Genomic DNA, 24,117 nt, shown 5'->3' with positions numbered 1-24,117 from the left:
CGCTAGTCAGGCGCCACAATCCTCAACCAAGGCCACCGCGCCTGATAACTGGTGGCCTTGCGCGCAAACAGCTCCCGCTCCGGATGCAGCGGGTTGATACGCAGCACGCCCTGCGCCACATCCTCCAGCCCATAGGGCGCATACACCTCGCCCGTCGCAATCTCCAAACCGATGCACGTACCCGCCACCAGGTAACGGTCGATGCCCTGCTTGGCGGTGTGCAACTGCGGGTAAGGCCGGCCAAACCGCTGACCGTACCAAAGGTGCACCCGCGCCTGGTTCTTCACCTCGACGTTCACGCCCAGGTCTTGGAACAGCGTTTCAGCGGAGCGGATCACCGCATCTTCGGCCTCGTAGGAAAGGTCCGTATCGAAGTAGAAAACGTCGTAGTCCTTGACGCCCTGGGCCGCAGGCAAATTCGACTGATGATTCCACACCGCCTGGAACAGGCAGCCCGCCGTGAGAAAGCACTGGTCCACACCAAGGTCGGGCAGGCGCGCGGTGATTTCGGCGTTGATGGGGTTGGCCATGGCCAGGTTGAGCAGGGTCTTAACGGTCAATGCCATGTGCGCTCCTTTGCGAAAAGACCAGACGGTGATCTTTAATTGACTCCTGGGTAAGCGTCGACCCTCTGGACGCTGAACATCAGCCCTTCAGCTCACCCGCACGGTGAGTCGCCGCGTCATCGTAAACCACATACAACGACTCGGCGATCTGGCTCTTGATCGCCTTGGTGGCCTCAAGCCCCAGTACAAAACCTTCAGCCTTACCGCCAGCACGGTTGAGTTCTTCGTGGGTGGAAGCGCCGGTGATGGCGTCGAAAAGCTTGGTGGCGTGAGGGCCGACACCTTTAGGGAGGGAAATCTGGTCGATGGACATAGGCGATACCTTGGGAGAATGAGATCGGTAGCGCGTGAAACCACTGCCGGGGGTGGCATGGTAGACCTGTTTGGCCTGAAACGGTCCGCTTTCGGCAAGAAGCAAATGGTTATGCCAGGGTTACACGGGATTAACTGCATACCCTGCGACAGCAGAAAGTTGCCAGCGTAGAAGGCATCAATACGAGGCAAATTCTTGTAACGTGGGTTCTATCCCTTGGATGCAAGGAAGGTTTACACCCCCCATGGATATCCACGACATCAAACAACGCCTGGCTCGCCCAGCACTCAAACTCATCGCCGGCGGCTTTCGCCCTGCGGGCACCGATGAAGAGAGTTGGCTGGGTAACGTCTTTCTGTTCCGCGCCGATGAAGGCATCCCCACCAATAAGGCCGGGGAAACGTTGCTGCCCTACGCGCAGTTCTACTTGCCCGCCCTGCCCTTCAACAGCCCGGCACTGGAGGGGGTTCGGGTGTTGACGCTGTTTGTGTCGAACCCGTTCCCCGAGCATTTTGAACCCATGGGGGATAACTGGCTGATACGCGAATACGGGCCGGACGATGTGCTGGTGCGTAAAACCCTGCCGGTACCGGGTGCGTTTCTCAAGCCGTTTCCCTTGAAGACGGAACACGTGCCGCAGGATTACCCGTTGTGGGATGGCGGCGGCGTTCCTGCTGAGCTTGAGCAGCACATACTCCACCTGGAACGCGCCGGGGTGATACAGAGTTATTACGACTTGGTGACCCACACCTATGAGCATAAGCTCGGCGGCTATCCGTCGTTCTGCCAGTCGGGTGTCGATCCAGGCGAAGGGTTTGAGTTTGTGTTCCAGATTTCGTCGGATGCAAAAATCCAGCTGAATGTAGTGGATAACGGGAGCTTGATGTTCTGGAAGCACCGCATCACGGGCGAATGGGCGCTTTATTATGATTTTTATTGAGCGAGATGCGATACACAGGCTGCGGGGTTACAAGGACACCGAGGTGATCCTTTCGCAGCCTCGCCTAAGCTCGACGACTCCTACCTTTAATCTGCGGCGCTTGTCTGCATTCGGAGCTTTACATGGCCCTGTCCAAACGTGCAATCGCCGGTATTGAACGCCAACTGGTCGCTGCACTGACTGAGGCGTGCGAAACGGCCAAGGCTGAAATCCCGGGGTTTGAATGGCTGACGCATACGGTCAACTACGCTGACTTCCCTCATAGCCTGCGCATCACCTGGATCTTCGACACCCGCGCGAACAAGGAGCATGCCGTGGCGACAGGATTGGACGCTCGCCTGCGCGAACTCACGGCCGCCGCCCTGCACGATGCAGAAATCCCACCCGTGCCGTTGCAGCGCTGCGTTCAACTTGACTGCGAAGAAGCCTGCCAAACCCAGCACGGCGGTAATTGGCGTTTGCGCCTGACCCGCTCCGCCAACTAGAGCCTGGCGCCGAACTGCTGGATAATGCCTCGCCCTGCTCTCCGCCCGCTGAAAAGGAAATCCCGTCCCATGAAGTTGCCGCTTTCCGCTGCCCTGCTCGCGTCTGCCGTGCTGTTGCCTTCGATAGCCCGGGCCGATGACGCCGCACGGGTAGAAACCCTCAAGGCCTTCACCCGTTGCGATGCCAGCTTCTTCAGCAGCCTGAACACCCATCGCGACGCCTGGCAAGCCTACGCGCCCCTCAAGCAGGAGAAGGACTTCACCTGGATCGCGGTGCGCGACCGCACCGACCCCATGGCCACTGCGGTGCCGGTGAGCGCGCCGACCATCGCGGGTTTGAAGCTGCTGTCCTACAACGATGAAGTCAGCGATCTAGGGCCGTTGGGCCTCTATTATTTCTGGGGTTTCACGGTGGACGGCAATATTGATGAAGTCGCCCAGCGCTTCGCGGCGTTGCTGGACCCACCCGGTGCGCTGCAAAAAGGCGAGGGACAATACACGCGCAGCGAGCTGAAGGTGGGCAATAGCTGGCAGTCGATCAAGCCGATGCCGGGCAAGGCACCGGGGCTGCGCAATGTGGAACGTGTGCTGATCGTGGAGCCGGAGGGCAAGCATTCCCGTGTGAGCTGTTCGGTGCAGGGTGGCGTGAATGCCGGGTTGGTGGCACTGCTGCGGCCGGACATTGCGCCGGTTGATTACCCGCGCACGGTGGCCGAAACCAATCTCGCCGATGTGCCTGTGCCGCCCAATGTGCTCCAGGGCCTCGACGCGCCGCTGTTGCAGCCCAGGTTCAAGACGTTGAGCTACACCTACCTGTCGAAGAATGGCGCGGGCAAGGACGCGCCGATCACGATCCGGTTCAAGGCTGAGGACGGTTTGCTGGTCAAGAATGAAGCCTATGGCACCGCCTTCAATGTGGACCGTTTAATGCTGGCGGACCTGATCCAGCTGAAATCGAAAATGAACGGTGTGGGCGAAGGCCAGGTGCTGCAGACCCGCGAGGCCGAGGTAAGACTACCGACGAGCTGGGCGCCGGGCCAGATCTTGAGTGCCCACCTGAAGATGGCCAATGTGCCGGTCAAGCCCACCGACAAACCGACCGAGACTACCTTGACCTGCAAGGTGGGCGAACGTTTCCCGGCGCGCCAGGTGTTTGCGTCGTTGACGGGCGATGCCATCCGACTGGCCTGCGAGCAGGACGGCTATACGTCCTCGCGTGCGTTTATCGAGGACCTGGGCGTCGCCCTGACCCTGGAGTCGACGTCGAGCCAGACCCACTATGTGAATGAAATCCAGACGCTGGACGTGGTGCGCTGACGGGGCGTTTTCCCAAACAAGCTTCTCAATTAGGTATTAACGATGGAACGTTATGAATCACTGGTCATCGGCCTGGGCGCCATGGGTGCCGCCACGGTGTACCAACTGGCCAAAGCGGGCGTGAAGGTCGCCGGCATCGACCGCCATCACCCGCCTCATACCTTCGGTTCCAGCCACGGCGATACGCGAATCACGCGGCTGTCGGTGGGTGAAGGGGCGCAGTACGTGCCCATCGTGCGCAACTCGCATCGCATCTGGCGAGAGCTGGAGGCCTTGTCGGGGGAGTCGTTGTTCGAACAGTCCGGCTTGCTGGTACTCACCTCCCACGAGGGCTTCGACCCCAGCGATGAAAGCGACTTCACCCTGCGCACCATCGGCCTGGCGCAGACCTACGGGATCGAACACGAAGTGCTGGACGCTGTGCAGATTCGCCGGCGCTTTCCCCAATTTGCCCAGGTGGCGGACAACGCCATCGGCTACTACGAGCCCGCCGGCGGCTTCGTGCGGCCCGAGCGCTGCATCGAAGTGCAATTGCGCCTGGCCGAGCAACATGGCGCGACGCTGTACAAAGGCGAGACCGTGACCGATATCCGCTCGGATGAACATGGCGTGACGGTGACCACCGACCGGCGCACCTTGCAGGCCGACAAGCTGGTGATGAGCGCCGGTAACTGGGCAGGCGATCTGCTGGGGGCACCGTTTGACCGGTTGCTCAAGGTGTATCGGCAGCAACTGTTCTGGTTCGAGCTGGAACCGGATGCGCCGCTGGTTGGGGCGTCACCCACGTTTATCTTCACCCACGGCCCGGGCGAGGCGCATACCAACTACGGTTTCCCGGCGTTGCCCGGCGAGGGCAGTTTGAAGCTGGCCACGGCGCAGTACCACACCGTGTCCACGCCAGAGACGCTGGACCGCACGGTCTCGCCCGCACAGGCGCGGGAGATGTACGAACAGCACGTGCAGGGCCGTATCGCCGGGCTGACGGCCAATGTGGTCAAGTCGGCGGTGTGTGCCTACACCGTGACGCCGGACCATCATTTCATCATCGATAAACACCCGACGCTGCAACACACCCTGGTGGTGTCGCCGTGTTCGGGGCATGGCTTCAAGCATTCGGCGGCGCTGGGCGAGGCTTTTGCGCAGTGGTGCATACGGGGCACGAGCGAGCTGGATCTGTCGTCGTTTTCGTTGCAGCGCTTAAGACCTTTGTGGTGAACGGCCCTGCCGCGGCGAGCGGGCTCGCCCCACGCTGGGTGGCGACTAGAAGTGGCGTATGAGCGAGCCGAACAGGTCGCGCTGGGGCATTTGGCTTAACGGGATTTCAGCGTTCTCGAACCACTGTGCACTGGCTTCGGGGTGTGGGCCGCTCAGTATCACCACGCCCTTCTCGAAGGTATACCGCGCGGCCGCGACGTCGCCGTTGCGGTAGGTCGCGATGACCCTGTTGGGCGCGACCTTGGGGAAGTAAGGGCCGTCCTGGAAGAACACGTGGTCAGGCTTGCCTTCCCACGTGACCTGCACGGCGGCGTCGGCAATGTCGGGCACTTCGAAACCGGGGCGGCCGGCTTCGCCGTCGAGGTCCTGGGGGATCAGGCCGAGGTTGCTGTCATCCGCCAGGTAGGCGCCCATGCACAAGCCCAGGTAGCGCCCGCCGTTGGCGACATAATCGCGGATCGCCTCAATGCGTGCATCGCCCAGGCTGCGCAGGGCGCCGGGGATGTCCTGGCCGCCACCAGGTTGCACGTAGAGGTCGTAGCCCGCCAGGGTTTGCGGCGTGATGTCGATGGGCTCATCGGCGCCTACGAAGTCGATACGGTAGTTGGGGTTGATGCGCTCCAGGGCTTTTGCCACGTTTTCTGAACAGTCATCGCAGCCTGCCGGGCCACGGTAGATGGCGACATGGGTGATGGGCGCCGAGGCCTCGGCCGGTGACGGCAGCAAAAGGGCAAAGGCAAACAAGGTAGCAATAGCTCGCAGGTTCATGGCCGGGGGCTCCTGTACGGACACCGCAAAGCCTATAGCGATTGCGCGGTTGAATCCGTTAACAGTTGTAAACAATGCCCAGTTGGGGATAACTGGCGGTCGAGCCCCGTTCCGAGAGTGCCCAGCATGTTTGAACTCGCCTCCCTGATCACCTATATCGCCGTCGTGATCGGCCTTTTCCTGATCCCCGGCCCGTCCGTGTTGCTGGTGATCACCCGCACTGTGCAGGGCGGCCGCAAGGTCGGGGTTGCCACCGGCCTGGGCGTGGCGTGCGGCGATCTGCTGCATACCCTGGGCGCGGCGCTGGGGTTGTCGGCGATTTTGATGACCTCGGCCACGGCGTTCAACGCCGTGAAGTGGGCGGGCGCGGCTTACCTGATCTACTTGGGCATCCGCGCGTTCATGGCCAAAACCGGCACTCAGAAAGGGCTGACGTTGCCCGCCGTCACGCCGCGCCAGGCGTTTTTCCAGGCGGTGGGCGCCGAACTGCTCAACCCGAAGACTGCGATTTTCTTCCTGGCCTTCCTGCCGCAATTCGTGCACCCGGAATCTGGCTCATCGCTGGTGCAGTTCGCGGTACTGGGCCTGATATTCTCGGCGCTCAGCGCGGTCTACACCAGCCTGCTCGCCCTCGCCATCCGCCCCTTGAGCCGAGGCATCAAGGGGCTTTCCCGGTTGCGGCGCTGGGAAGGGAAAATCATCGGCACACTGTTTATGGGCCTGGGCCTGAAGGTGGCGTTGCAGCAACGCTAGTCACTTGGCAAACGCATACTCCCCACCCTGCTCCACCGCCTTGCGATAGGCAGGCCGCGCCTGGAATTTTTCCACCCAGGCCGCCAGGTTCGGGTAGGCCTGCAGCTTGCCCTGGGCCTTGGCGATTTCGCCGATAAAGCTCATCTGGATATCCGCACCACTCAGCTCGTCGCCCAGCAGGTACGCTTTCTCCGCCAGCGCGTCGTTCAGGTAACCCAAATAGTTGGCCACTTCCGATTCGATGCGCGGATGCAACGGTGCGCCAGCGTCACCCAGGCGGCCGACGTAGAGGTTAAGCATCAACGGCAACATGGCCGAGCCTTCGGCGAAGTGCAGCCACTGCACATAGGTGTCATAGGTGGCGCTGGCGGGGTCCGGTTGCAGGCGGCCCTGGCCGTGGTGGCGGATCAAGTAGTCGATGATGGCGGCGGATTCGATCAGCACCTGGCCACCGTCTTCGATCACCGGGGATTTGCCCAGCGGGTGGATGGCCTTGAGCTCTGGCGGGGCGAGGTTGGTTTTCGGGTCGCGTTGGTAGCGCTTGATCTCGTAGGGCAGGCCGAGTTCTTCGAGCAGCCACAGGATGCGTTGCGAGCGTGAATTGTTGAGGTGGTGGACGATAATCATTGAAGGCTCCGCAGGGCGAGAGGAATGTCTTGGAAACAGACTACGCCAGCCTCCAGGAGTGCCGACAATTAAATGTCTGCCGATTGTGCAGGCGTTTGGCTGATCGAGGCCCACGCCGCCTGCGCCAGCAACGCGGCGTAGTGATTCGGGCTGTGCTTGACCCGGCCGGATAACCACGCACGGGAATAGCTTTCGGCCGAGCCGATGATCAGCGACAGCAGCAGTTCTGACGGGATATGGCTGAACGCCTCGCGGCGGCCTTCGTCGCTCATCCACTCGGTCAATTGCGCATTGCGCTGCTTGTTGCGGGTGAGCAGCTCGTCCTTGTGCGGGCCGTTGGCCACGGCGAAACGGCTCTGGAACATAAAGCGCGCCCATTCGGGTTGCGCATCCACCCACTCCACATAACTGCGCACCAGCGCTTCCACACCGGCCTGGGCGGTTTGCGCCGGCTTCAGATAGTGGTCTCGCAAGGCGGCCTGATCTTCCAGCGCGGCAAAAAACAGCGCGGCGACGATACCTTCCTTGTTGCCGAAGTGATGGTAGATGGCGCCCACGCTGGTCTCGCACCGCGCGCGGATGGTTTCGATATTCGTCGCTTCAATACCCACGTCGTTAAAGCTGGCCAGGGCCTCGCGCAGGATGCTGCGCTTGAGGTCGCTGCGCCGGCCCGGGAAGGTGCGCTCGATCAGGTCAGGTGCGTGCATGAAGTGGCTCGCCAAATGTACGGAGTCTAAAGGTACAGCCGCCTGCAGAGAAGGCATGGCTTGACACCTGTGGAATTTACAGAATATTGTTCCGTCACAGAATATTATTCTGTCAACCCATTGCGAGGATAATCCATGAGCCAGTTTCTCAGCATGTTCAACAGTGCAGGCCCTGCAGCGTTCAGCCAAATGGCCTGCCAAGTGGCGCCCTACTTCAGCACCATCAACCCGGAAATCGCCGAACTGCGCCCTGGGCATGCCGTGGTCAATGTGCCGTTTCGCAAGGAAATCACCAACCACTTGGCGTCCGTGCATGCCATTGCGTTGTGCAACGCGGCGGAATTGGCGGGTGGAACGATGACGGACGTGTCGATACCGTCAGGTGCCAAATGGATCCCCAAGGGCATGACCGTGGAGTACCTGGCGAAGGCCAAGTCGAACATCCGTGCCGTAGCGGATGGCAGCGGTATTGATTGGTCCACCGCGGGGGACAAGATCGTGCCGGTGGATATTTTTGATGAGGGCGAAGTGAAGGTGTTCACCGCCAGGATCACCATGAACGTGAAGATCGCCTGAGGCCATGGCGGCTGGCTCGGCAACTGCCGAGCCACGCGTCAGTGCACCATCGACCACAGTGAAGCACCTACGCCGGTGATGCTCTCCCCCGCAATCAAGCCAGCGGCGGCGGTAATCGCAAAGCGCTCGGTGAGGCTCGGCCAGCGGCAGCTCAGCAGCCAGGTCAGTATCGCGCCCAGGGCCATCATCAGCGAGACCGAGGCCGGCAGCACGAAGGCCAGGCCCAGGGCGGCGGCACTCGGGAGGAAGCGGGCACGATGGGCAGGCAAGGTGCTGTCCAGCATACCGAGCATTACGCCAACCAGGCCGCCGATGGCAATCGCCCAGCGAATGCTGGTGGACAGTGAATCCAACCCATGGGTGAGGGTTTGCGCCACGGCTTTCCAGGTAGCGACCGCCGGGGCCGGCCACTCCTCGGTGAGCAGCATGGTTTGCGGATCCGGGATCAACGCCAGGTAGGCGAATACGCCAACGATACTGCCGATGAAAATCCCCAGGATCTGCGCGATCACCTGCTTATGCGGCGTGGCTCCAATGGCCTTGCCCACCTTGAAATCATTCATCAAGTCGGTGCACTGCCCGGCCGAGCCACCAGCCGTGTTGGCGCTCATCAAGTTGATCGGCACCTGCCCCGGCGCGACGATACCAAAGCTCAGCTGGGACAGTTGCCCAATGGCGCCGATGGGCGGAATGCCGGTGGCGCCCACCACGCGCGCGGCGACGGCGGCGAGGCAAATCGCCAATGGGATCGTGAGCAACGCCATGCCCAGATGAATGCCGAACAGCAGCGCCTGCAGGCTCACCACCAGCACAATCGCCAGCACAAAACCGGCGGCAGGTCCCGGTTTTGGCACCGTCCAGGTCGATTCGCCGCCGGATTGCGTTGATCGGTACAAAGCCCACAAACGAATCGCCAGCGAGGCCAAGGTGGAACACACCATCAGGCTTACGCCCGGCCACAACAACCACTCCACCAGCGCGGCAAACTGCGGACCGCTGCTGCCCACAGGCAAGGTCACCAGGTGTTGCGCCAACAACCAGGGGCCCAGGCCACCCCAGGCGAGCAAGGCGCCGAGCAGCAGGGTCAGGCCCACGCGAATGCCGATGATACCGCCGAAGCCCACCAGCAACAGCGAAGGGTCGGCGGTGAAGGTCAGGCGCTCCAACTGAGCGCTGGGCGACCAGCGCGGGAAGGCCCACATAAAACTATCGACCCACTTGACCAGCCCGGAGAGCAACGCGGCGCCGAGCAGCACCTTCAAGCGCGTCGCGGCTTCGCGCCCATGGTTGTAGATGTGCAGCAAGGTTTCCAGGGTGGCCATGCCCTCGGGGAATTTCAGCGCCTTGTCATTCAGCAACGAGGGCCTTAGATACCAGGCGATCCAGATGCCCAGGAAACTCACCGAGAACACCCAGGCAATCATGGGGATAGCGTCTAACTGGTTGCCCGTCAGCAAGGTATAGGCCGGGATCGGCGCTACCAGTCCGCCGGAAATGATTGAAGCGGCGGCCGAGGCGACGGTCTGGTTGATGTTGCTTTCATGCAAGGTCCACGGCAGGTGGTCGGTGGAACGCTTGGCCACTCCTTGAAAGATGGCGTAGCCAATCAACAGTGCGATGATCGACATGTTGAACGACCAACCAATCTTCAACCCGGCGTAGACATTGGAAGGTGTGAGCAGGATGCCGAGGACACTGCCGGTGATGACGGCGCGCAGGCTGAGTTCGCGGGTGACGGGGCCGTGCGGGAGGGTCGTTGCGGACATGCGGATTCCTTTCGGCAAGGGAACAGGGCTACCTGACAAGTGAGCCCCGTATCCGCCGAAGGTTCATCCGATTGCTCAGCCCAGGCGAAACCGCGCGGTGTTGTCGCTCAATGCCTGGCTGCCTTTGCTCAAGGTGTCGGCCGCTCGGTTCACAGCCCGCGCGCCGTCGAGCAAGCGCCCTGCCGCCTGGTCCACTTGCTGGATATTGCCGCTCACTTCATCTGCCGTCGCCGCTTGTTCTTCAACAGCAGTGGCGATCTGCGCCAGGGTGTCGGTGACGTGTTGCACCGCACCGGCAATCTCGCCCAAACGTGTGCCCAGCCCGGTGACGGATTCAGCATCCGTCAGTGCCTGTTCACACGCAGCGCCCATCAACGTGACCGCCTGGCTGACCGTGGCACGCAGGCTGTCGACCGTGCCGGCGATTTGCGCGGTGGAGGCCTGGGTGCGTTGCGACAGGCTGCGCACTTCATCGGCTACCACGGCAAAACCGCGGCCCTGTTCGCCGGCGCGGGCGGCTTCGATGGCGGCGTTGAGCGCCAGCAGGTTGGTCTGCTCGGCAATGCCGCGGATGGTGTCGACCACCGATTGAATCTGCTGGCCCTGTTGGCTGACTTGCTCCAGTGCATCGGCAGTATCGGTCAGGCGCTGGTTGAGCTGCTGGATGCTGGCCGTCGTGCGCTGGCTGTCGCGGCTGCTGTCTTCGGCAATACGCCGGGTCTGCTGGGCGCTACCCGAGGCGTGTTCGCAACTTCTGGCGACGCCCAGCGAAGTGGCGGCCAGTTGGGTGGCGGCAGCAGCAATCTGGCTGATTTGATGTTGCTGGTCTTCGACTTCGGTGAGCGTGCTGCCCGATTGCGAATTGAGGGTGAGCACCGCCGAGCCGAGTTGCTGCGTCTCGTGATTGACCCCCAGCAGGCTGGTGCGCAGTTGCACCACCGCGACGTTCAGCGCAGTGCTGATGGCCGCGAGTTCGTCGCGCCCTTCCACCGCCACCTCGACGCACAGGTTGCCGTCGCGCAGAGACTCAGCCAGCGTGGTGATGCCACTGGCGCTGCGGCGAATCGAGGCTTGCAGGCATATGAACAGGTACAACGCGGCCAAGGCCAACAGACTGAATGTCGCGGCGACGGGGATGAATTTCTGCAGCGAGCGATCGCGGTAATAGCTCAGGCGCGCATCCAGCGAGCTGAGCGACTGGCTACGCAGCGCGCCCAAGCTGTCGAGCACCCCATCGACACTGCGCTCGAAGCCTGCGGTGTCGAGCTTGATGGTGCCGCCGAATACCCCGTCGTCGAGCACTTTGAGTTCGTTGTCCAGCCGTTGCAAGCTGTTGTCGTATTGCCCGGTCCAGGGCTCAAGACCCGCATATTGCTTGGCCTTGAGCGACGCCGCGGCCTTGACCAACTGGTCCCGTGCATCGCCGATGCGGCCGCGCAAGTCACGCATCTGCAAGCGGCTCTGCAACGTGAACTGCCCCGACGCGATGGACGACTGACCGACACTGGCCATGCGGCCGATACGCTCGATCAGGTCGGGTGTGTGCTGAGTGGAAATCTGCATCAGCAGGTAGGTTTCCAGCCAGGGGTCGAGGATCAGCCCGGCATCCAGGGTGATCTGCTCGCGCAGGGTTTGCATGGCGGTGAGGGCCGAGGTGAAACGGTCGTACCCGTCCGGCCACCAACCCACGGTGCGCAGGGATTGGGAGTCCATGCCCTTGACCGTGGCCTGCAAGTCTTCGAAGCGGGCCAGGATGTCGGCACTGGCATTCTGGGCTTTGAGCGAATCACCCAGGGCTTGCAGGCTTTGCAGGATCACCGGGAAATTGGCATCGACTTTTTCCATCGCCGCCTTCGCCGCTGGCGTTGGCGCGTGCAGGATGTCTGCCGCCTTCCAGCGCGCAGCCAGGTTGCGCTGCGCCGTTAACTGGCCATCCAGGGCGTCCAGGGCGAGCAGTTGCCGAACGCCGGACTGCTCGCTGGAAATCACGGTTAATTTGTCGCGGTAGTCCGACCCGATCATCCACAGGCTACCCGCCAGGGGCAGCATGAACAGGAAAAACAGGATCTGGAATTTACGCGCGAAACCGAAACGTCCGAGCAGGCGGATACCCGGTGACAAAAGGCTGTGCATGTACGACCACTCCCCAAAAACAACCCACGGGGTGCACCGTGGGCAACGCCTTGATATGACTAGCAGCAAAATGCCATGTCATTGATTGAGAAGGCACTAGCAAGATATGGGCCGTTGGCTGAAGCGCGGGAATAGGCCGGTTCGCACCCAACACATAATGCGCGGCGCACACTAATGGGGCGAAAGCACTCATCGCATCACCGCCCATGTAACTAATGGCGCACATTCCACAAACAACCCACTTCCAGTGTGGGAGCTGACGTGGCTGCAATGGCGGCGCAACCGTTACAAATTCGCTCACTGGCGTGCACATTCACGTGGTCATCACGTTTGAATTGAGGTGTATCAAGCCAGTAGCGCAGTAATCCACCCCACCTGCCGGGCAATTTCCTGCACCTTCTGCTCCGGCACCGCCTGCCTGGCCTGCTCCAGGCTGGCCAGGGTCTTCTGCCTCTGGCGCAACAGACGCTGCCACTTGCCAATAAACGCCGGGCTACGCGCCTGCATCTGCAGCGGGCCGAAGTACAGCTGTTCAGCGGTATAAGCCACCGGCCCGGCGCGCTCGGCGACGATGATCTCGTAGTAGAAACGGTTCTCGCGCAGCAACTCTTCGCTGACGATGGAGTAGCCGTTGTCCATCAGCCACTGGCGCAACGGTTGCTCGCCACCGTTGGGTTGCAGGATCAAGCGTTCCTGGCCACTCAGGTGCATCTTGCCGCTTTCGAGGATGTCGCGGATCGTCTCGCCGCCCATGCCGCACACGCTGATTGCGGTGATGCCGTCATGGGGTTCGATGGCCGCCAGGCCATCGGCCAGGCGCACGGTGATCTGCTGCTCCAGGCCGTTGTCACGCACCGTGCGCTGCGCTGCGTAGAAGGGCGTCGTCGCCACCTCCCCCGCCACTGCCGAGGCGATCACGCCCCGGCGCATCAACGCCACCGGCAGGTAACCGTGGTCGGAGCCGATATCGGCCAGTCGGGCACCCATCGGAATGTTCGCACCCACGCGCTCCAGGCGCAGGGATAACGTGTGTTCGTTCAACGGCCCTGCTCCCCTGAAAAACGATCCCGGCTGTTGGTCAAGTGCAGCACCATGGCGGCGCGCGCGGCGTCCGGGTCCTGGCGTTTGATCGCGTTGAAGATCGCCTCGTGCTCCAGGTTTGCCAGCTGGCCCAATTGGGCGAAGTCGGCGCCACCGCGTTCAGTCACCTTCACCTGGGTGCGCGGGATCATCGCATTCCCCAGGTGCAGCATGATTTCGGTGAAGAAGGTATTGCCGGTGGCTTCAGCGATGAGTTGGTGAAAGCGTTTGTCTTCCTCCACGCAACTGTCGTTATTGGCCAGCGATGCCTGGTAATCGTCCAGTGCCTGGCGCATGTGGGCGAGCTGTTCGTCGGTTCGGCGCAAGGCCGCCAGCGCCACGGCTTGCACCTCCAGGCCCAGGCGCAGTTCGAGCATGTTGCGCACACTGGCCACCGTGTCTACATGCAGGCGCAACCCCTGTTGGGCCTGCTGCTCCAGCACAAAGGTACCGATGCCGTGACGGGTCTCGACCAATCCCGACGCCTGCAACTTGGAGATCGCTTCGCGCACGACGGTCCGGCTCACCCCGTGCTCAAGCACGATGGTGGATTCCGAGGGCAGTTTTTCGCCGGGCTTGAGCTGGCCAAGTAGGATGCGCTGGGTCAGTGCATCGACCACGCCCTGGGCAAGGTTGGTAGAGCGTCTACGGATGGGGGTTCCACTTTCAATGGGCATTGCTACGGGTCCACGGGGTTAGCTGTCGGGAGCTTAACACCCAGGCCGAGGGTGGGTGCGGGTTGATTAAGAAAACGCCTACCTTGTATGACAACCAAACTCAAACGCTCATCGCTTCCGGTGGACGCCTAAGTCCTACACTCGCATATCACCGCAGATAAAAATCAACGAACAGCCAGTAAAACAAGGCAAATAACCAAATAGATAGCGCTGATACTGGCGTTATGAAAACAAAAACACTCACCCCTGCATTGCGAACCAGCGAAAAGCACTTGTATGATGTCTATCAACAAGACACGCGATCCCGCATAAAAATAATCAGGGGGAGTTTTGAATTGTGAACAATTCAAGCCATGCATCTGCCACACCAGAAACTGACTCGGCCCTCGCGCGCGCCGTGAGCAAAGTGAAGAGCCATGTGCTCCCGCTGTTCGTGATCATGTTCATCCTCAACTACATCGACCGGGTCAATATCGGCTTTGTGCGCACGCACATGGAGCACGACCTGGGCATCGGTGCCGCAGCCTACGGTTTCGGTGCCGGGCTGTTCTTCATTGGCTACGCCCTCTTCGAAGTGCCCTCCAACATGCTGCTGCAAAAGGTCGGTGCGCGAATCTGGCTGACCCGCATCATGTTTACCTGGGGCATCGTCGCCACGTTAATGGCGTTCATCCAGAACGAAACCCACTTCTACATCCTGCGATTTATGCTGGGCGTGGCCGAAGCTGGTTTCTTCCCTGGGGTGATCTACTATTTCACCCGCTGGCTGCCGGGCGTGGAGCGCGGTAAAGCCATCGCGATTTTCCTCAGTGGTTCTGCGGTGGCCTCGCTGATTTCCGGCCCGCTGTCGGGGGTGCTGTTGCAGATCGAAGGGTTTGGCTTTCACGGCTGGCAGTGGATGTTTGCCATTGAAGGCCTGGCCTCGGTGGTGATCGGTTTCTTTGTGTGGTTCTGGCTGGACTCCAAGCCCCACGACGCCAAATGGATGACCCGCGAAGAACAGGACGCACTGGTCAACGCTATCGACCAGGAACAGCGCGAACGTGAAGCCCTCACCACCGTCAAACCGACGATTGGCAAACTGCTCAAGGACCGTCAGATCCTGCTGTTTTGCGCCCTGTACTTTTGCATCCAACTGACGATTTACGCGGCGACCTTCTGGCTGCCGAGCATCATCAAGAAAATGGGTGACTTGAGTGATGTGCAGGTCGGCTTTTTCAACTCGATTCCCTGGCTGATCTCGATCATCGCCATGTACGCCTTCGCTTCGCTGTCGGGCAAGTTCAAGTTCCAGCAGGCCTGGGTGGCGGCAGCGCTGTTGATTGCTGCGGCCGGCATGTTCATGTCCACCACCGGTGGGCCGGTGTTTGCTTTTGTGGCGATCTGTTTTGCGGCCATTGGCTTCAAGTCGGCATCGTCGCTGTTCTGGCCGATCCCCCAGGGCTACCTGGATGTGCGCATCGCCGCAGCGGTGATCGCGCTGATCAACTCCATCGGCAACCTGGGCGGCTTCGTCGCGCCGACCACCTTCGGCTTTCTCGAACAGACCACCGGCTCGATCCAGGGCGGCCTCTACGGCCTGGCCGGCACCTCGGTGCTCGCCGCGATCCTGGTGTTCTTCGCCAAGACGTCGCCGTCTGCCGTGTTGACGTCGCCCAGCGCGCCAACAGGCGCTGCCATCAGCAAACCTCTCTGAGCCCTTTTAGGAACCTGCCATGAATACTCCCGTCGTCACTCACTTCCAGGTCATCCCCGTCGCCGGCCACGACAGCATGCTGCTCAACCTCAGCGGCGCCCATGGCCCCTACTTCACGCGCAATATCGTCATCCTCAAGGACAGCAGCGGCAATACCGGCGTGGGTGAAGTCCCCGGCGGCGAGCGTATCCGCGAAACGCTCGAAGACGCCCGCAGCCTGGTGGTGGGCCAGCCGATCGGCCAGTACCAGCGTGTCCTCAACCAGATGCGCAGCACCTTTGCCTCACGGGATGCGGCCGGCCGTGGCCTGCAGACCTTTGACCTGCGCATCACCATCCATGCCGTCACCGCCATGGAAGCCGCGCTGCTCGACCTGCTGGGGCAATTCCTCGAAGTCCCCGTAGCCGCCTTGCTCGGCGAAGGACAGCAACGCGATGCGGTGAAAATGCTCGGCTACCTGTTCTATGTCGGCGACCGCCACGCGACCGATCTCGCCTACCGCAACGAGGCCGACAGCGACGATGAGTGGTTCCGCCTGCGTCACGAAAAGGCCCTGACCAGCGAGGCCGTGGTGCGCCTGGCCGAGGCCGCACAAGCCAAGTACGGCTTCAACGACTTCAAGCTCAAGGGCGGCGTACTCAGTGGCGATGCCGAAATCGAAGCCGTCACCGCCCTGGCCGAACGCTTCCCGGATGCGCGCATCACCCTCGACCCGAATGGCGCCTGGTCATTGAAAGAAGCCATCCGCCTGTGCCGCGACCAGCACCACGTACTCGCCTATGCCGAAGACCCTTGCGGCGCGGAAAACGGCTACTCGGGCCGTGAAGTCATGGCTGAATTCCGCCGCGCCACCGGCCTCAAGACTGCCACCAACATGATTGCCACCGACTGGCGCGAAATGGGCCATGCCATCCAACTGCAATCGGTGGATATCCCCCTCGCCGACCCGCACTTCTGGACCCTGCAAGGCTCGGTACGCGTGGCGCAGATGTGCCATGAATGGGGCCTGACCTGGGGCTCGCACTCCAACAATCACTTCGATATTTCCCTGGCGATGTTCACCCAGGTCGCGGCTGCCGCGCCCGGCGACATCACGGCCATCGACACCCACTGGATCTGGCAGGACGGCCAACGCCTGACCCAGGAACCGCTGAAAATCGAAGGCGGCTACGTGAAAGTACCGAGCAAACCTGGCCTGGGCGTGGAGATCGACATGGACGCCGTGGCCAAGGCCCACGACGTCTACAAAGGCATGGGGCTCGGAGCGCGGGATGACAGCGTGGCGATGCAGTTTTTGATGCCGGGGTGGCGCTTCAACAACAAGCAGCCCTGCCTGGTGCGCTGAGTACATTGCACCCGGTCACACCCATTACCCCCTGAAAAACCAGGGCCCCAATGTGGGAGCAGGCTTGCTCGCTCCCACATTTGACCAGTGTCATGCTCGGGCATGCGCTCCCTGACTGGCTGTTACCGCGCCTTGAACATCAAGGCTTGCCAGCGACCACAGGTGCTTTTCTGGTGGCCATCGGTTGCACGAACAGTCCGTCGAGACTATGAGCGCTTGTTTGCCCCGCGTTTAAAGCACCCGGTCAAACAACGGCGCCACGTCATACCGCTGCTTCAACATCTGCGCATCCACCAGGAAATCCGCCGTGGCCTGGGCCTCGCTGACAATTGTCGGCGAGATCGGCAGCACCTTGATCGCGTCGCGCTTGAACCACACCTTGGCAATTTCCGGCGTCGACTGGTTGGCCTTGGACCAGGCTTCGGCGTACTCATCGATGTGCGTGTTGCTCCACACCCGAGCGCGGGTAAGGCGGGCGATGAAGTCTTTGATGATCGCGCTTTTCTGCGCCAGGGCTGGCTCGTACGCCACGATGTAAGTGGGCGCGCTCATCAGGCCCTTGGCATTGCGGATCAGGGTGCTGCCCTCTTTTTCCTGCAACGACACATAGGGTTCCCACGTGCCGAAGGCATCGATGTCGCCTTGGGTCAACGCCAGGCTGGCTTCTGCCGGCAACAGGTATTTGAAGTGGACGCTGCTGCGCGGCACACCGGCCTCATCCAGGGCCTTGTACGCCAACTGCTGGCTCCACGAGCCGTTCCAGATGGCCACGGTCTTGCCTTTGAGGTCGGCCACCGAATGAATGCCCTTGCGCGCGACAATGCCCACACCGTCGAGGCTGGTCTGGGTACTGGCGACCACCTTCACCGGTGCGCCATTGGCGGCCAGGCTGATCACCGGGGTATCACCGACAATGCCCACGTCCAGCGCACCGCTGGCCACGGCAGAGGCCACCGGGGAACCGGTATTGAAGCGTTTGAAGTCGATCGTGTATGGCAGGTCTTTCAGCTCCCCGGACAGCTCCAACACGATACGGTTGGAGAAGAACTGGTCGCCCACGGTGAGGGTCAGGGGCTCCGCTGCCCAGGCCGAAGGCCCCTGCAGCGTCAAGCAAGCAAGGCCCAGCAAGGAAAGCAGTGTTCGACGATTGATCATGATAAATCCCACGGGGTTAGATGGCGGATGCAACCATCTGTGGGCGTGCAGTCTGGTCGTTCGACGTAGAAGCTATCGCAATAACACAACGAGGTTTAATACTGTTGCGCACTATCGATAGAACGGTCGCACAGGTTGCTAGCTGCTTTTCGTATTAAAAACTTTGCCGTCCCTGAGTTAGGGTGACGTCACCAGACCACTGGACCCCAGCACCTGAACCACTTTCTGCAAGGTCCATTGCATGTCGACTTCCGCTTTGAATATCTGGGGCACACCGCCCACTGCCCGCTACGAACAACTGGCCGCGCCGTTTCGTCCATTGTTTGCACACATACTCGCACAGGCCGCCGAGGCGGATCAGACACGCGCCAGCCTTGCCACGGTGATCCAGCAACTGAATGCGCTGGGCTTGCCGCGTTGGCGCCTGCCGGCCAGCTATGGCGGACAGGACGCCACCCTGGTCGAGTTGCTCACACTGCTCACGGAGCTATCCGCTGCCGACTCCAACATCACCCAGGCCTTACGTGGCCATTTTGGTTTCTGCGAAGACGTGCTCAGCGCCAAGGACCTCGACTGGCGCGCGAAGTGGCTCGACCGACTCGGCCAGGGCGCCCTGCTCTCCCCCGGCAGCACCGAAGTCGGCCATCAGGCTCGGGGCGATTTCGGCACCCGCCTGCACCGTGACGAAGACGGCTCGCTGCGGATCAGCGGTCAAAAGTTCTACACCACCGGCGCGCTCTACAGCGACCTGATCAACACCATTGCCACCGGCGAAGACGGCACGATCTACAGCGTGGTCGTCGACCTCAAGGCCCCCGGTGTGCGGATCGTCGATGACTGGAACGGCTTCGGCCAACGCCTCACCGCCAGCGGCACCTGCCTGTTCGATAACGCGCCGGTGGTGGACGACGACGTGCGCCCCACCCAACAGCGCTTCGGGCATGGGCAATCGTTCTTCCAGCTCTACCACCTCAGCACCCTCGCCGGCATCGCCCGGCGCGCCGCACTTAGCGGTGCCGAAGAACTCAGCAAACGCGCACGCACGTTCACCACCGGCAATGCCGACACCGCAGGCCAGGACGTGCAACTGCTGCAGGTGATCGGTGAAGTCGCGAGCCAGGCCTACGCCGCGCAAGCCATTGCCCAACAAGCGGCGCAACGCCTGGAGCAAACGGCGCAGTACGTGATCGCCCACGACCAGCCGTTGCACGATGACGATCCGCAGGTTGCGCTGGCCGAACTGGAAGTATGCCTGGCGGTGAACCCGGTGGTGGATGCAACCCTGGCCGCCACCACCGCCTTGTTCGATGCCCTGGGGGCCAGCGCCACCGCCAGCAGCAAGGCGCTGGACCGGCTGTGGCGCAATGCGCGAACCCTGGCGAACCATAACCCGCGCGTATACAAGTCGCGGATCGTGGGCGATTACCTGGTGAACGCAAGCCTGCCGCCGGCGCAATGGCGAGTGGGCGTGGCAAAAACTTGACAGCTAAAAGGCACACCACAGGGCACATGTGGGAGCGGGCTTGCCCGCGAATGCGGTGGGCCAGTCAATAATCGATTGGCTGACCGACTGCATTCGCGAGCAAGCCCGCTCCCACAATGCTGATCGGCGCCTGCCTTAACGGCTCGCAAACGCCACCACCCGCGCCAACATGCGGTCACACGCCTGCAGTTGCTCCATGCTGATGAACTCATCCGGCTTGTGCCCCTGCTCCATACTGCCGGGGCCGCACACCACCGTGGGAATGCCAGCCTGGTCGAACAGGCCGCCCTCTGTACCAAAGGCCACCGTGCCAAATTCCCGCGAGCCGCAGAACTGCGCAACCCACTCGGCCGCCTGGCTTTCCAGCGACGTGGCCAGGCCCGGGTAACTCGACAGTTCGCTGATGCTGATCGCCGATTGCCCGCTCACCGCCCGCATCGCCGGCAACAACGTGTGTTCAGCGTACCCCTGTAAATGCTGCACCACCTGCCACGGATCCTGGGCCGGCAGCGAGCGCACTTCAAAGTCGAACGTGCATTCCTGCGGGACGATATTCAGCGCCTTGCCGCCGTTGACCAGGCCGGTCTGCACCGTGGAAAACGCCGGATCAAAACGCGCATCCAGATGCTCTGGCGCCTTGAGCGTTTCGCCCAGACGCACCAGCTCGCTGATCAAGCGCGCGGCGTATTCAATGGCATTCACGCCCGACGGCGCATAGGCCGAGTGGCACGCCGCGCCCTGCACATGGCAACGCATCGCCAGCTTGCCTTTGTGGCCCAGCACCGGCTTGAGTTCGGTGGGTTCGCCGATCACACACAACAACGGCTTGACCGCGTGCCCATGAAACCGCTCGATCAGCGAACGTACGCCCAGGCAGCCGACTTCCTCATCGTAAGACAGCGCGATATGCACCGGCAGGCGCAACGGCGCCTTTACCAGGGCCGGCACGCACGCCAGCACACAGGCGATGTAGCCCTTCATGTCCGCAGTGCCACGGCCATGCAGCTTGCCGTCCTTCTCGGTCAGCTCGAACGGCGCCACGCTCCAGCGTTGACCGTCCACCGGCACCACATCGGTATGTCCGGACAACACGATGCCGGGCACGTCCGCCGGGCCAATGGTCGCCAACAGGTTGGCCTTGCTCTTGTGCTCGTTGTACACCAGCTCGCAGGCCACGCCATGGTCCTGCAAGTACGTGCGCACGAAGTCGATCAAGGCCAGGTTGGACTCGCGGCTGGTGGTGTCGAAGCGTACCAACTGCGCCAGCAGGTCGCGGCTCGTGTTCATCGGTCATCTCCCGGCACGGCGTAGCCGGGTGCTATCTGCGGGTTAATGGCGCGGTCGATGTAGTCCTGCAATTGCCCGCGATAGACCTGCCAGAGGTGGTCGAGGGTGCTGATCGGGTCGGCGTCAGCCCAGTCCACGCGCAGGTTCACGACCGGCCACAACAGGTCATCGACGATGACCAGCGCCGCCGAATGCACCGGCCCGGCTTCGCCACCGCCGGCCACGCCGGCATGCATTGCGGCCAGCAGGCGGTCGGCGAGGTGCCCGGAGGCCGTTTCAAACGCCGCCACCATGGCAGTGATCACGCCGGGGTTGGCCAACATGTTCCCGGCCGCCACGCACTGCTCGCCACTCACCGCGTTATAAATACCCAAGGTCTGCGCACCACTGAAATGCGCGGTGCGGCCCTGGCTATCAATGACCGTCACCTGGCGGTATTGGCTGTGATCCTGCGCGATCACGGTGGCCAGCGCTTCACTGGGCGCCAGGCCCTGTTCCAGCAAGTCCAGCACTTGCGGCCCAAGGCTTGGCAAGGTGATGTTCTGCGACGCCACCGCGCCCACGCCCGGCCGTAGCCACGGGCAACGCGCGCCCACCGCAATGCTCGATGAGCTGATGGCGATACCCAACTGCCCCGTCTCGGCGCAGCGGGCGACAACGGAAAAAGTCATGGGGTTTCCTCAGTCGAGCACTGAAGGGTCAGCGTCGATCATCAACTGCTTCATTTCTTCGAAATGCTGGCGGGAAAAATCGGCAATGCCTTCCCAACCCCGCGCGGTTTTCTCCGCCACTTCATCGGACAACACCCGCAGCGGCTGCCCGGTCGACCAGGCCGTCACGAGAATCTGGCAGGCGCGTTCCAGGGTCCAGATATCGTCAAACGCCTCACCGATGGACCCCGCCGTCACCATCACGCCATGGTTGCCCATCAGCAGGCGGCTCTTGCCATCGAGCAGCCCGGCCAGGCGCGCGCCTTCGGCCTCGGTGTCGGCCATGCCGCCGTACAACTCGTCCACCGCCACGCGGTTGAAATACCGTGCGGTGTTCTGGTCGATCGGCGGGATGTGCGGCGTGGCCAGGCACGCCACCGCCGTGGTGTACACCGGGTGCAAGTGCAGTACCGCACGGGTGTGCGGCAGCAGCCGATGAATCTGCCCGTGGATCGACCAGGCGGTGGCGTCCACGTTGGGATGGTCGGCACAGGTCGTGTCGTCCGCGTTCAGCAGCAACAGGTCACTGGCGCGGATACGCGAGAAGTGCTTCCACTTCGGGTTGAGCAAAAACTGTTTGCCGTCGGCCGACACCGCGGCGCTGAAGTGGTTGGCCACCGCTTCATGCATGCCCAGGTGCGCAATGATGCGAAAGGTCGCCGCCAGGTCGATGCGCGTCTGTTCTTCGTGGGATAACGCCATGAATCGGTCTCCGCAGGGCGCGGCCGCACGCGAATGCGGCACGCGCTGATAGGTTTACTTCGGCATCAGCGTCGCGATATCGGCCTCGGTTGGCGCCTCGAAGTTGTACTTCTTCAGCAAGGCGGCGTACTCCGGCGTGGCGCGGTATTTTTCCAGGCCGTCGAGCAAGGCCTTCTTCACTGTGTCATTGCCCTTCTTCACACCGAAGCCATTCAGTACCGGGTAGATCAACGTGTCGGACGAGATCACCACGCGGTTGCCGAGTTTGTCGATCACGCCTCGGGCCACGGCGGCGTCGGTGATTTGCGCTTCAACCGCGTGGGCCAACAGGGCCTGGGTGGTTTGCGGGTCGGTGCTGTATTCGCTGATCTGGATCGGCTTCAAGCCCTTGGCCACGCAGTACTCCGCCGACAGCTTGTTCATCTGCGCCAGCCACGAGGTCGCGCCCATGGAGCCGATCTTGTGGCCGCAGAACTCTTCCGGGGTCTTGGGCTGGAACGTGCTGTCCTTGAGGGTCAGGATCGACTCGCCGCTTTTCAGATAAGGGATCATGTCGATGACCTTGACCCGCTCGGCGGTGATGTACATCGACGAGTTGGTCACATCGAAACGCCCGGCCTGCAGGCCGGTGATCAGGTTGGGGAAGCGTGTGTCGAGGGTCTCGACCTTGCGCCCCATGACCTTGCCCAGGCCGTCCATGAACTCGATGTCAAAGCCTGCGGGCTTGTTGTTATCCATGTACTCATAGGGAAAGAACGTCACATCGGAGCCAGCGATGATCTTGCCTTCCTGCTGGAACGCCGAAGCCGCCAACGAAGTCATCGCAACCGCTGCGCCCAGCAGGCACACGGCGAGGGGACGAACACTTTTACGAAACGCTGTCATGGTGATTACCTGCGAGGGGTTTGGGTAGCAAGGAATTGGGTTAGGCAGTGACTGAATCTTGTCCTGCCTGTTGCACGAAGAACGAGGCGCCACGGGGCTTCTGCGGCAAGCGCATGTGGTTGGCCGTGGAACGCACCAAGCCGCTTTCTTCACCGGCCACCAGCAGGCCGGCATGTGCACTGGGCAGCGGGTTCTCGCCGAATGGCAGCGCATCTTCAGCTGCGTAAACGCTGATGAAGAGGGTGCGCGGGAGTTCGGTCTCGTTAGGGCTGGAAGCATGCAGGAGGCGGGTGTGCATGAAGCACACGGAGCCCGCCGGGCCATAGCAGGCGACCGGTTGCTGGCAGTGTTCCTCGACCACCGCATCGTCCACCGAACCGGTGAACCGCTGGTGCTGCCAGTGCGACCACAGCGGGCCTTTGTGGCTGCCGGGGATCACGTTCAACGGGCCGTTTTCCGGTGTGACTTCACTGACCATCAGCAAGGCGGTGACGATGTCATCGTTGCTGTGGGGTGTGAACAGGAAGTCCTGGTGCCACTTCACTTGGGTCGCGGTATGGGGCAGTTTGGAGTTGATCTTGCTGTGGTGAAAACGTGTGCCCTGGGCGCCGATCAACTGCGCGCAAATCGCCGCCATCCGCGAGTGCAACGCCACGCGTTCGTAAGCCGGGGAAATCTCGGTGGGCGAACTGACCCGGCGCAGCGACGGGTGATCGGCGCGGTGATCACCCTCCAGGTCAAAGCGCTCGCGGCCATCCACGGTGGTGCCCCAACCCCGGTCATGGCCGCGGCTTTCTTCTACCCACTGGTCGAAGTCGTGCTGCAGTGCGGCCACTTCGTCCACCGACAGCACGCCTTCTACCACCAGGAATCCATCACGCTGGAATTGTTCGATTTGCGATTGCTCGATCATTTTAGGGTGTCCTGAACG

24 protein-coding genes are annotated in these 24,117 nt (G+C 61.9%); 9 read left to right on the top strand and 15 right to left on the bottom strand.

What is annotated here, in order from left to right:
- Window positions 1–2: 2 nt before the first annotated feature.
- Window positions 3–566 carry a nucleotidyltransferase family protein gene (locus CQ002_RS26325; protein WP_034107664.1) on the bottom strand — a complete coding sequence of 188 codons (564 nt, stop codon included), beginning with the start codon at window positions 564–566 and terminating at the stop codon, window positions 3–5.
- Between the two features lie 79 nt (window positions 567–645).
- Window positions 646–879 carry a hypothetical protein gene (locus tag CQ002_RS26320; protein ID WP_034107666.1) on the bottom strand — a complete coding sequence of 78 codons (234 nt, stop codon included), beginning with the start codon at window positions 877–879 and terminating at the stop codon, window positions 646–648.
- A gap of 244 nt (window positions 880–1,123) precedes the next feature.
- On the opposite strand from CQ002_RS26320, the gene CQ002_RS26315 reads away from it, so the two are divergent.
- The 4 genes from CQ002_RS26315 (at window position 1,124) to solA (ending at window position 4,836) form a co-directional block, all read left to right on the top strand.
- Entirely contained in the window at window positions 1,124–1,819 is a 696-nt protein-coding gene (locus tag CQ002_RS26315; protein WP_105162594.1) for a DUF1963 domain-containing protein, read from the top strand.
- 122 nt (window positions 1,820–1,941) lie between these two features.
- Window positions 1,942–2,304, top strand: coding sequence for a hypothetical protein (locus CQ002_RS26310; RefSeq protein ID WP_034107668.1), 363 nt, complete (start codon window positions 1,942–1,944; stop codon window positions 2,302–2,304).
- Between the two features lie 69 nt (window positions 2,305–2,373).
- Window positions 2,374–3,621, top strand: a complete 1,248-nt coding sequence (locus CQ002_RS26305; protein ID WP_105162595.1) for a hypothetical protein — start codon at window positions 2,374–2,376, stop codon at window positions 3,619–3,621.
- Window positions 3,622–3,663: 42 nt separating this feature from the next.
- Window positions 3,664–4,836 (top strand): N-methyl-L-tryptophan oxidase, encoded by a 1,173-nt coding sequence (gene solA, locus CQ002_RS26300; protein ID WP_105162596.1) that lies wholly within the window; start codon window positions 3,664–3,666, stop codon window positions 4,834–4,836.
- Window positions 4,837–4,881: 45 nt separating this feature from the next.
- Here the strand turns inward: solA and CQ002_RS26295 are convergent, their stop codons facing one another.
- Entirely contained in the window at window positions 4,882–5,604 is a 723-nt protein-coding gene (locus CQ002_RS26295) for a BPL-N domain-containing protein (RefSeq protein ID WP_105162597.1), read from the bottom strand.
- 126 nt (window positions 5,605–5,730) lie between these two features.
- Here CQ002_RS26295 and CQ002_RS26290 point away from each other — a divergent pair, with 126 nt between their 5' ends.
- A complete protein-coding gene (locus tag CQ002_RS26290; RefSeq protein ID WP_034107672.1) occupies window positions 5,731–6,357 on the top strand; it encodes a LysE family translocator in 627 nt (208 codons plus the stop codon).
- Here the strand turns inward: CQ002_RS26290 and CQ002_RS26285 are convergent, their stop codons facing one another.
- Together CQ002_RS26285 and CQ002_RS26280 are read right to left on the bottom strand one after the other, a co-directional pair.
- Window positions 6,358–6,984, bottom strand: a complete 627-nt coding sequence (locus CQ002_RS26285) for a glutathione S-transferase family protein (protein ID WP_034107673.1) — start codon at window positions 6,982–6,984, stop codon at window positions 6,358–6,360.
- A gap of 68 nt (window positions 6,985–7,052) precedes the next feature.
- Window positions 7,053–7,691 carry a TetR/AcrR family transcriptional regulator gene (locus tag CQ002_RS26280; protein WP_105162598.1) on the bottom strand — a complete coding sequence of 213 codons (639 nt, stop codon included), beginning with the start codon at window positions 7,689–7,691 and terminating at the stop codon, window positions 7,053–7,055.
- A gap of 135 nt (window positions 7,692–7,826) precedes the next feature.
- Between CQ002_RS26280 and CQ002_RS26275 the strand changes: the two genes are divergently transcribed.
- Entirely contained in the window at window positions 7,827–8,267 is a 441-nt protein-coding gene (locus CQ002_RS26275; protein ID WP_034107675.1) for a hotdog fold domain-containing protein, read from the top strand.
- 38 nt (window positions 8,268–8,305) lie between these two features.
- Here CQ002_RS26275 and CQ002_RS26270 read toward each other — a convergent pair whose 3' ends face one another.
- The 4 genes from CQ002_RS26270 to CQ002_RS26255 all read right to left on the bottom strand — a co-directional run bounded on the left by CQ002_RS26270 (window position 8,306) and on the right by CQ002_RS26255 (window position 13,923).
- A complete protein-coding gene (locus tag CQ002_RS26270) occupies window positions 8,306–10,033 on the bottom strand; it encodes an OPT family oligopeptide transporter (protein ID WP_105162599.1) in 1,728 nt (575 codons plus the stop codon).
- Window positions 10,034–10,108: 75 nt separating this feature from the next.
- Complete coding sequence (locus tag CQ002_RS26265) at window positions 10,109–11,482, bottom strand: methyl-accepting chemotaxis protein (protein ID WP_371919474.1); 1,374 nt, start codon at window positions 11,480–11,482, stop codon at window positions 10,109–10,111.
- 1,029 nt (window positions 11,483–12,511) lie between these two features.
- On the bottom strand, window positions 12,512–13,207 hold the full coding sequence (locus tag CQ002_RS26260) for a tRNA (adenine(22)-N(1))-methyltransferase TrmK (protein ID WP_105162601.1): 696 nt from the start codon (window positions 13,205–13,207) through the stop codon (window positions 12,512–12,514).
- Window positions 13,204–13,923, bottom strand: coding sequence for a FadR/GntR family transcriptional regulator (locus tag CQ002_RS26255; protein ID WP_034107679.1), 720 nt, complete (start codon window positions 13,921–13,923; stop codon window positions 13,204–13,206). The genes CQ002_RS26260 and CQ002_RS26255 overlap by 4 nt, the downstream gene beginning before the upstream one ends.
- 337 nt (window positions 13,924–14,260) lie before the next feature.
- On the opposite strand from CQ002_RS26255, the gene CQ002_RS26250 reads away from it, so the two are divergent.
- Window positions 14,261–15,619, top strand: a complete 1,359-nt coding sequence (locus tag CQ002_RS26250) for an MFS transporter (RefSeq protein WP_105162602.1) — start codon at window positions 14,261–14,263, stop codon at window positions 15,617–15,619.
- A 19-nt stretch (window positions 15,620–15,638) separates the two neighbouring features.
- Entirely contained in the window at window positions 15,639–16,964 is a 1,326-nt protein-coding gene (gene gudD, locus CQ002_RS26245) for a glucarate dehydratase (RefSeq protein ID WP_105162603.1), read from the top strand.
- A gap of 231 nt (window positions 16,965–17,195) precedes the next feature.
- Here gudD and CQ002_RS26240 read toward each other — a convergent pair whose 3' ends face one another.
- Entirely contained in the window at window positions 17,196–18,119 is a 924-nt protein-coding gene (locus CQ002_RS26240) for an ABC transporter substrate-binding protein (protein WP_034107682.1), read from the bottom strand.
- A gap of 241 nt (window positions 18,120–18,360) precedes the next feature.
- Here CQ002_RS26240 and CQ002_RS26235 point away from each other — a divergent pair, with 241 nt between their 5' ends.
- Complete coding sequence (locus tag CQ002_RS26235; protein ID WP_105162604.1) at window positions 18,361–19,602, top strand: acyl-CoA dehydrogenase family protein; 1,242 nt, start codon at window positions 18,361–18,363, stop codon at window positions 19,600–19,602.
- Window positions 19,603–19,737: 135 nt separating this feature from the next.
- Here the strand turns inward: CQ002_RS26235 and argE are convergent, their stop codons facing one another.
- From argE to CQ002_RS26210, 5 genes are read right to left on the bottom strand one after another with little or no spacing between them, the layout of a single operon-like run.
- On the bottom strand, window positions 19,738–20,889 hold the full coding sequence (gene argE, locus CQ002_RS26230; RefSeq protein WP_098467015.1) for an acetylornithine deacetylase: 1,152 nt from the start codon (window positions 20,887–20,889) through the stop codon (window positions 19,738–19,740).
- Complete coding sequence (locus CQ002_RS26225) at window positions 20,886–21,560, bottom strand: DUF1028 domain-containing protein (protein ID WP_034107685.1); 675 nt, start codon at window positions 21,558–21,560, stop codon at window positions 20,886–20,888. The genes argE and CQ002_RS26225 overlap by 4 nt, the downstream gene beginning before the upstream one ends.
- 9 nt (window positions 21,561–21,569) lie before the next feature.
- A complete protein-coding gene (locus CQ002_RS26220; protein ID WP_034107686.1) occupies window positions 21,570–22,301 on the bottom strand; it encodes a class II aldolase and adducin N-terminal domain-containing protein in 732 nt (243 codons plus the stop codon).
- A 54-nt stretch (window positions 22,302–22,355) separates the two neighbouring features.
- On the bottom strand, window positions 22,356–23,186 hold the full coding sequence (locus CQ002_RS26215; protein ID WP_034107687.1) for an ABC transporter substrate-binding protein: 831 nt from the start codon (window positions 23,184–23,186) through the stop codon (window positions 22,356–22,358).
- 40 nt (window positions 23,187–23,226) lie between these two features.
- On the bottom strand, window positions 23,227–24,099 hold the full coding sequence (locus tag CQ002_RS26210; protein ID WP_105162605.1) for a phytanoyl-CoA dioxygenase family protein: 873 nt from the start codon (window positions 24,097–24,099) through the stop codon (window positions 23,227–23,229).
- Window positions 24,100–24,117: the final 18 nt, after the last annotated feature.

Source organism: Pseudomonas sp. MYb13 (assembly GCF_002980075.1).
Lineage (GTDB): Bacteria > Pseudomonadota > Gammaproteobacteria > Pseudomonadales > Pseudomonadaceae > Aquipseudomonas > Aquipseudomonas lurida.
Note: the sequence above shows the minus strand (reverse complement) of the source record. Positions and strands in the feature narration are given on the sequence as shown.

Excerpts from the sequence above, each read along its gene's own strand:
- CQ002_RS26325 (WP_034107664.1), bottom strand. The coding sequence starts at position 566 with ATGGCATTGACCGTTAAGACCCTGCTCAACCTGGCCATGGCCAACCCC.
- CQ002_RS26320 (WP_034107666.1), bottom strand. The coding sequence starts at position 879 with ATGTCCATCGACCAGATTTCCCTCCCTAAAGGTGTCGGCCCTCACGCC.
- CQ002_RS26315 (WP_105162594.1), top strand. The coding sequence starts at position 1,124 with ATGGATATCCACGACATCAAACAACGCCTGGCTCGCCCAGCACTCAAA.
- CQ002_RS26310 (WP_034107668.1), top strand. The coding sequence starts at position 1,942 with ATGGCCCTGTCCAAACGTGCAATCGCCGGTATTGAACGCCAACTGGTC.
- CQ002_RS26305 (WP_105162595.1), top strand. The coding sequence starts at position 2,374 with ATGAAGTTGCCGCTTTCCGCTGCCCTGCTCGCGTCTGCCGTGCTGTTG.
- solA (WP_105162596.1), top strand. The coding sequence starts at position 3,664 with ATGGAACGTTATGAATCACTGGTCATCGGCCTGGGCGCCATGGGTGCC.
- CQ002_RS26295 (WP_105162597.1), bottom strand. The coding sequence starts at position 5,604 with ATGAACCTGCGAGCTATTGCTACCTTGTTTGCCTTTGCCCTTTTGCTG.
- CQ002_RS26290 (WP_034107672.1), top strand. The coding sequence starts at position 5,731 with ATGTTTGAACTCGCCTCCCTGATCACCTATATCGCCGTCGTGATCGGC.
- CQ002_RS26285 (WP_034107673.1), bottom strand. The coding sequence starts at position 6,984 with ATGATTATCGTCCACCACCTCAACAATTCACGCTCGCAACGCATCCTG.
- CQ002_RS26280 (WP_105162598.1), bottom strand. The coding sequence starts at position 7,691 with ATGCACGCACCTGACCTGATCGAGCGCACCTTCCCGGGCCGGCGCAGC.
- CQ002_RS26275 (WP_034107675.1), top strand. The coding sequence starts at position 7,827 with ATGAGCCAGTTTCTCAGCATGTTCAACAGTGCAGGCCCTGCAGCGTTC.
- CQ002_RS26270 (WP_105162599.1), bottom strand. The coding sequence starts at position 10,033 with ATGTCCGCAACGACCCTCCCGCACGGCCCCGTCACCCGCGAACTCAGC.
- CQ002_RS26265 (WP_371919474.1), bottom strand. The coding sequence starts at position 11,482 with ATGCGTGACTTGCGCGGCCGCATCGGCGATGCACGGGACCAGTTGGTC.
- CQ002_RS26255 (WP_034107679.1), bottom strand. The coding sequence starts at position 13,923 with ATGCCCATTGAAAGTGGAACCCCCATCCGTAGACGCTCTACCAACCTT.
- gudD (WP_105162603.1), top strand. The coding sequence starts at position 15,639 with ATGAATACTCCCGTCGTCACTCACTTCCAGGTCATCCCCGTCGCCGGC.
- CQ002_RS26240 (WP_034107682.1), bottom strand. The coding sequence starts at position 18,119 with ATGATCAATCGTCGAACACTGCTTTCCTTGCTGGGCCTTGCTTGCTTG.
- CQ002_RS26235 (WP_105162604.1), top strand. The coding sequence starts at position 18,361 with ATGTCGACTTCCGCTTTGAATATCTGGGGCACACCGCCCACTGCCCGC.
- argE (WP_098467015.1), bottom strand. The coding sequence starts at position 20,889 with ATGAACACGAGCCGCGACCTGCTGGCGCAGTTGGTACGCTTCGACACC.
- CQ002_RS26225 (WP_034107685.1), bottom strand. The coding sequence starts at position 21,560 with ATGACTTTTTCCGTTGTCGCCCGCTGCGCCGAGACGGGGCAGTTGGGT.
- CQ002_RS26220 (WP_034107686.1), bottom strand. The coding sequence starts at position 22,301 with ATGGCGTTATCCCACGAAGAACAGACGCGCATCGACCTGGCGGCGACC.
- CQ002_RS26215 (WP_034107687.1), bottom strand. The coding sequence starts at position 23,186 with ATGACAGCGTTTCGTAAAAGTGTTCGTCCCCTCGCCGTGTGCCTGCTG.
- CQ002_RS26210 (WP_105162605.1), bottom strand. The coding sequence starts at position 24,099 with ATGATCGAGCAATCGCAAATCGAACAATTCCAGCGTGATGGATTCCTG.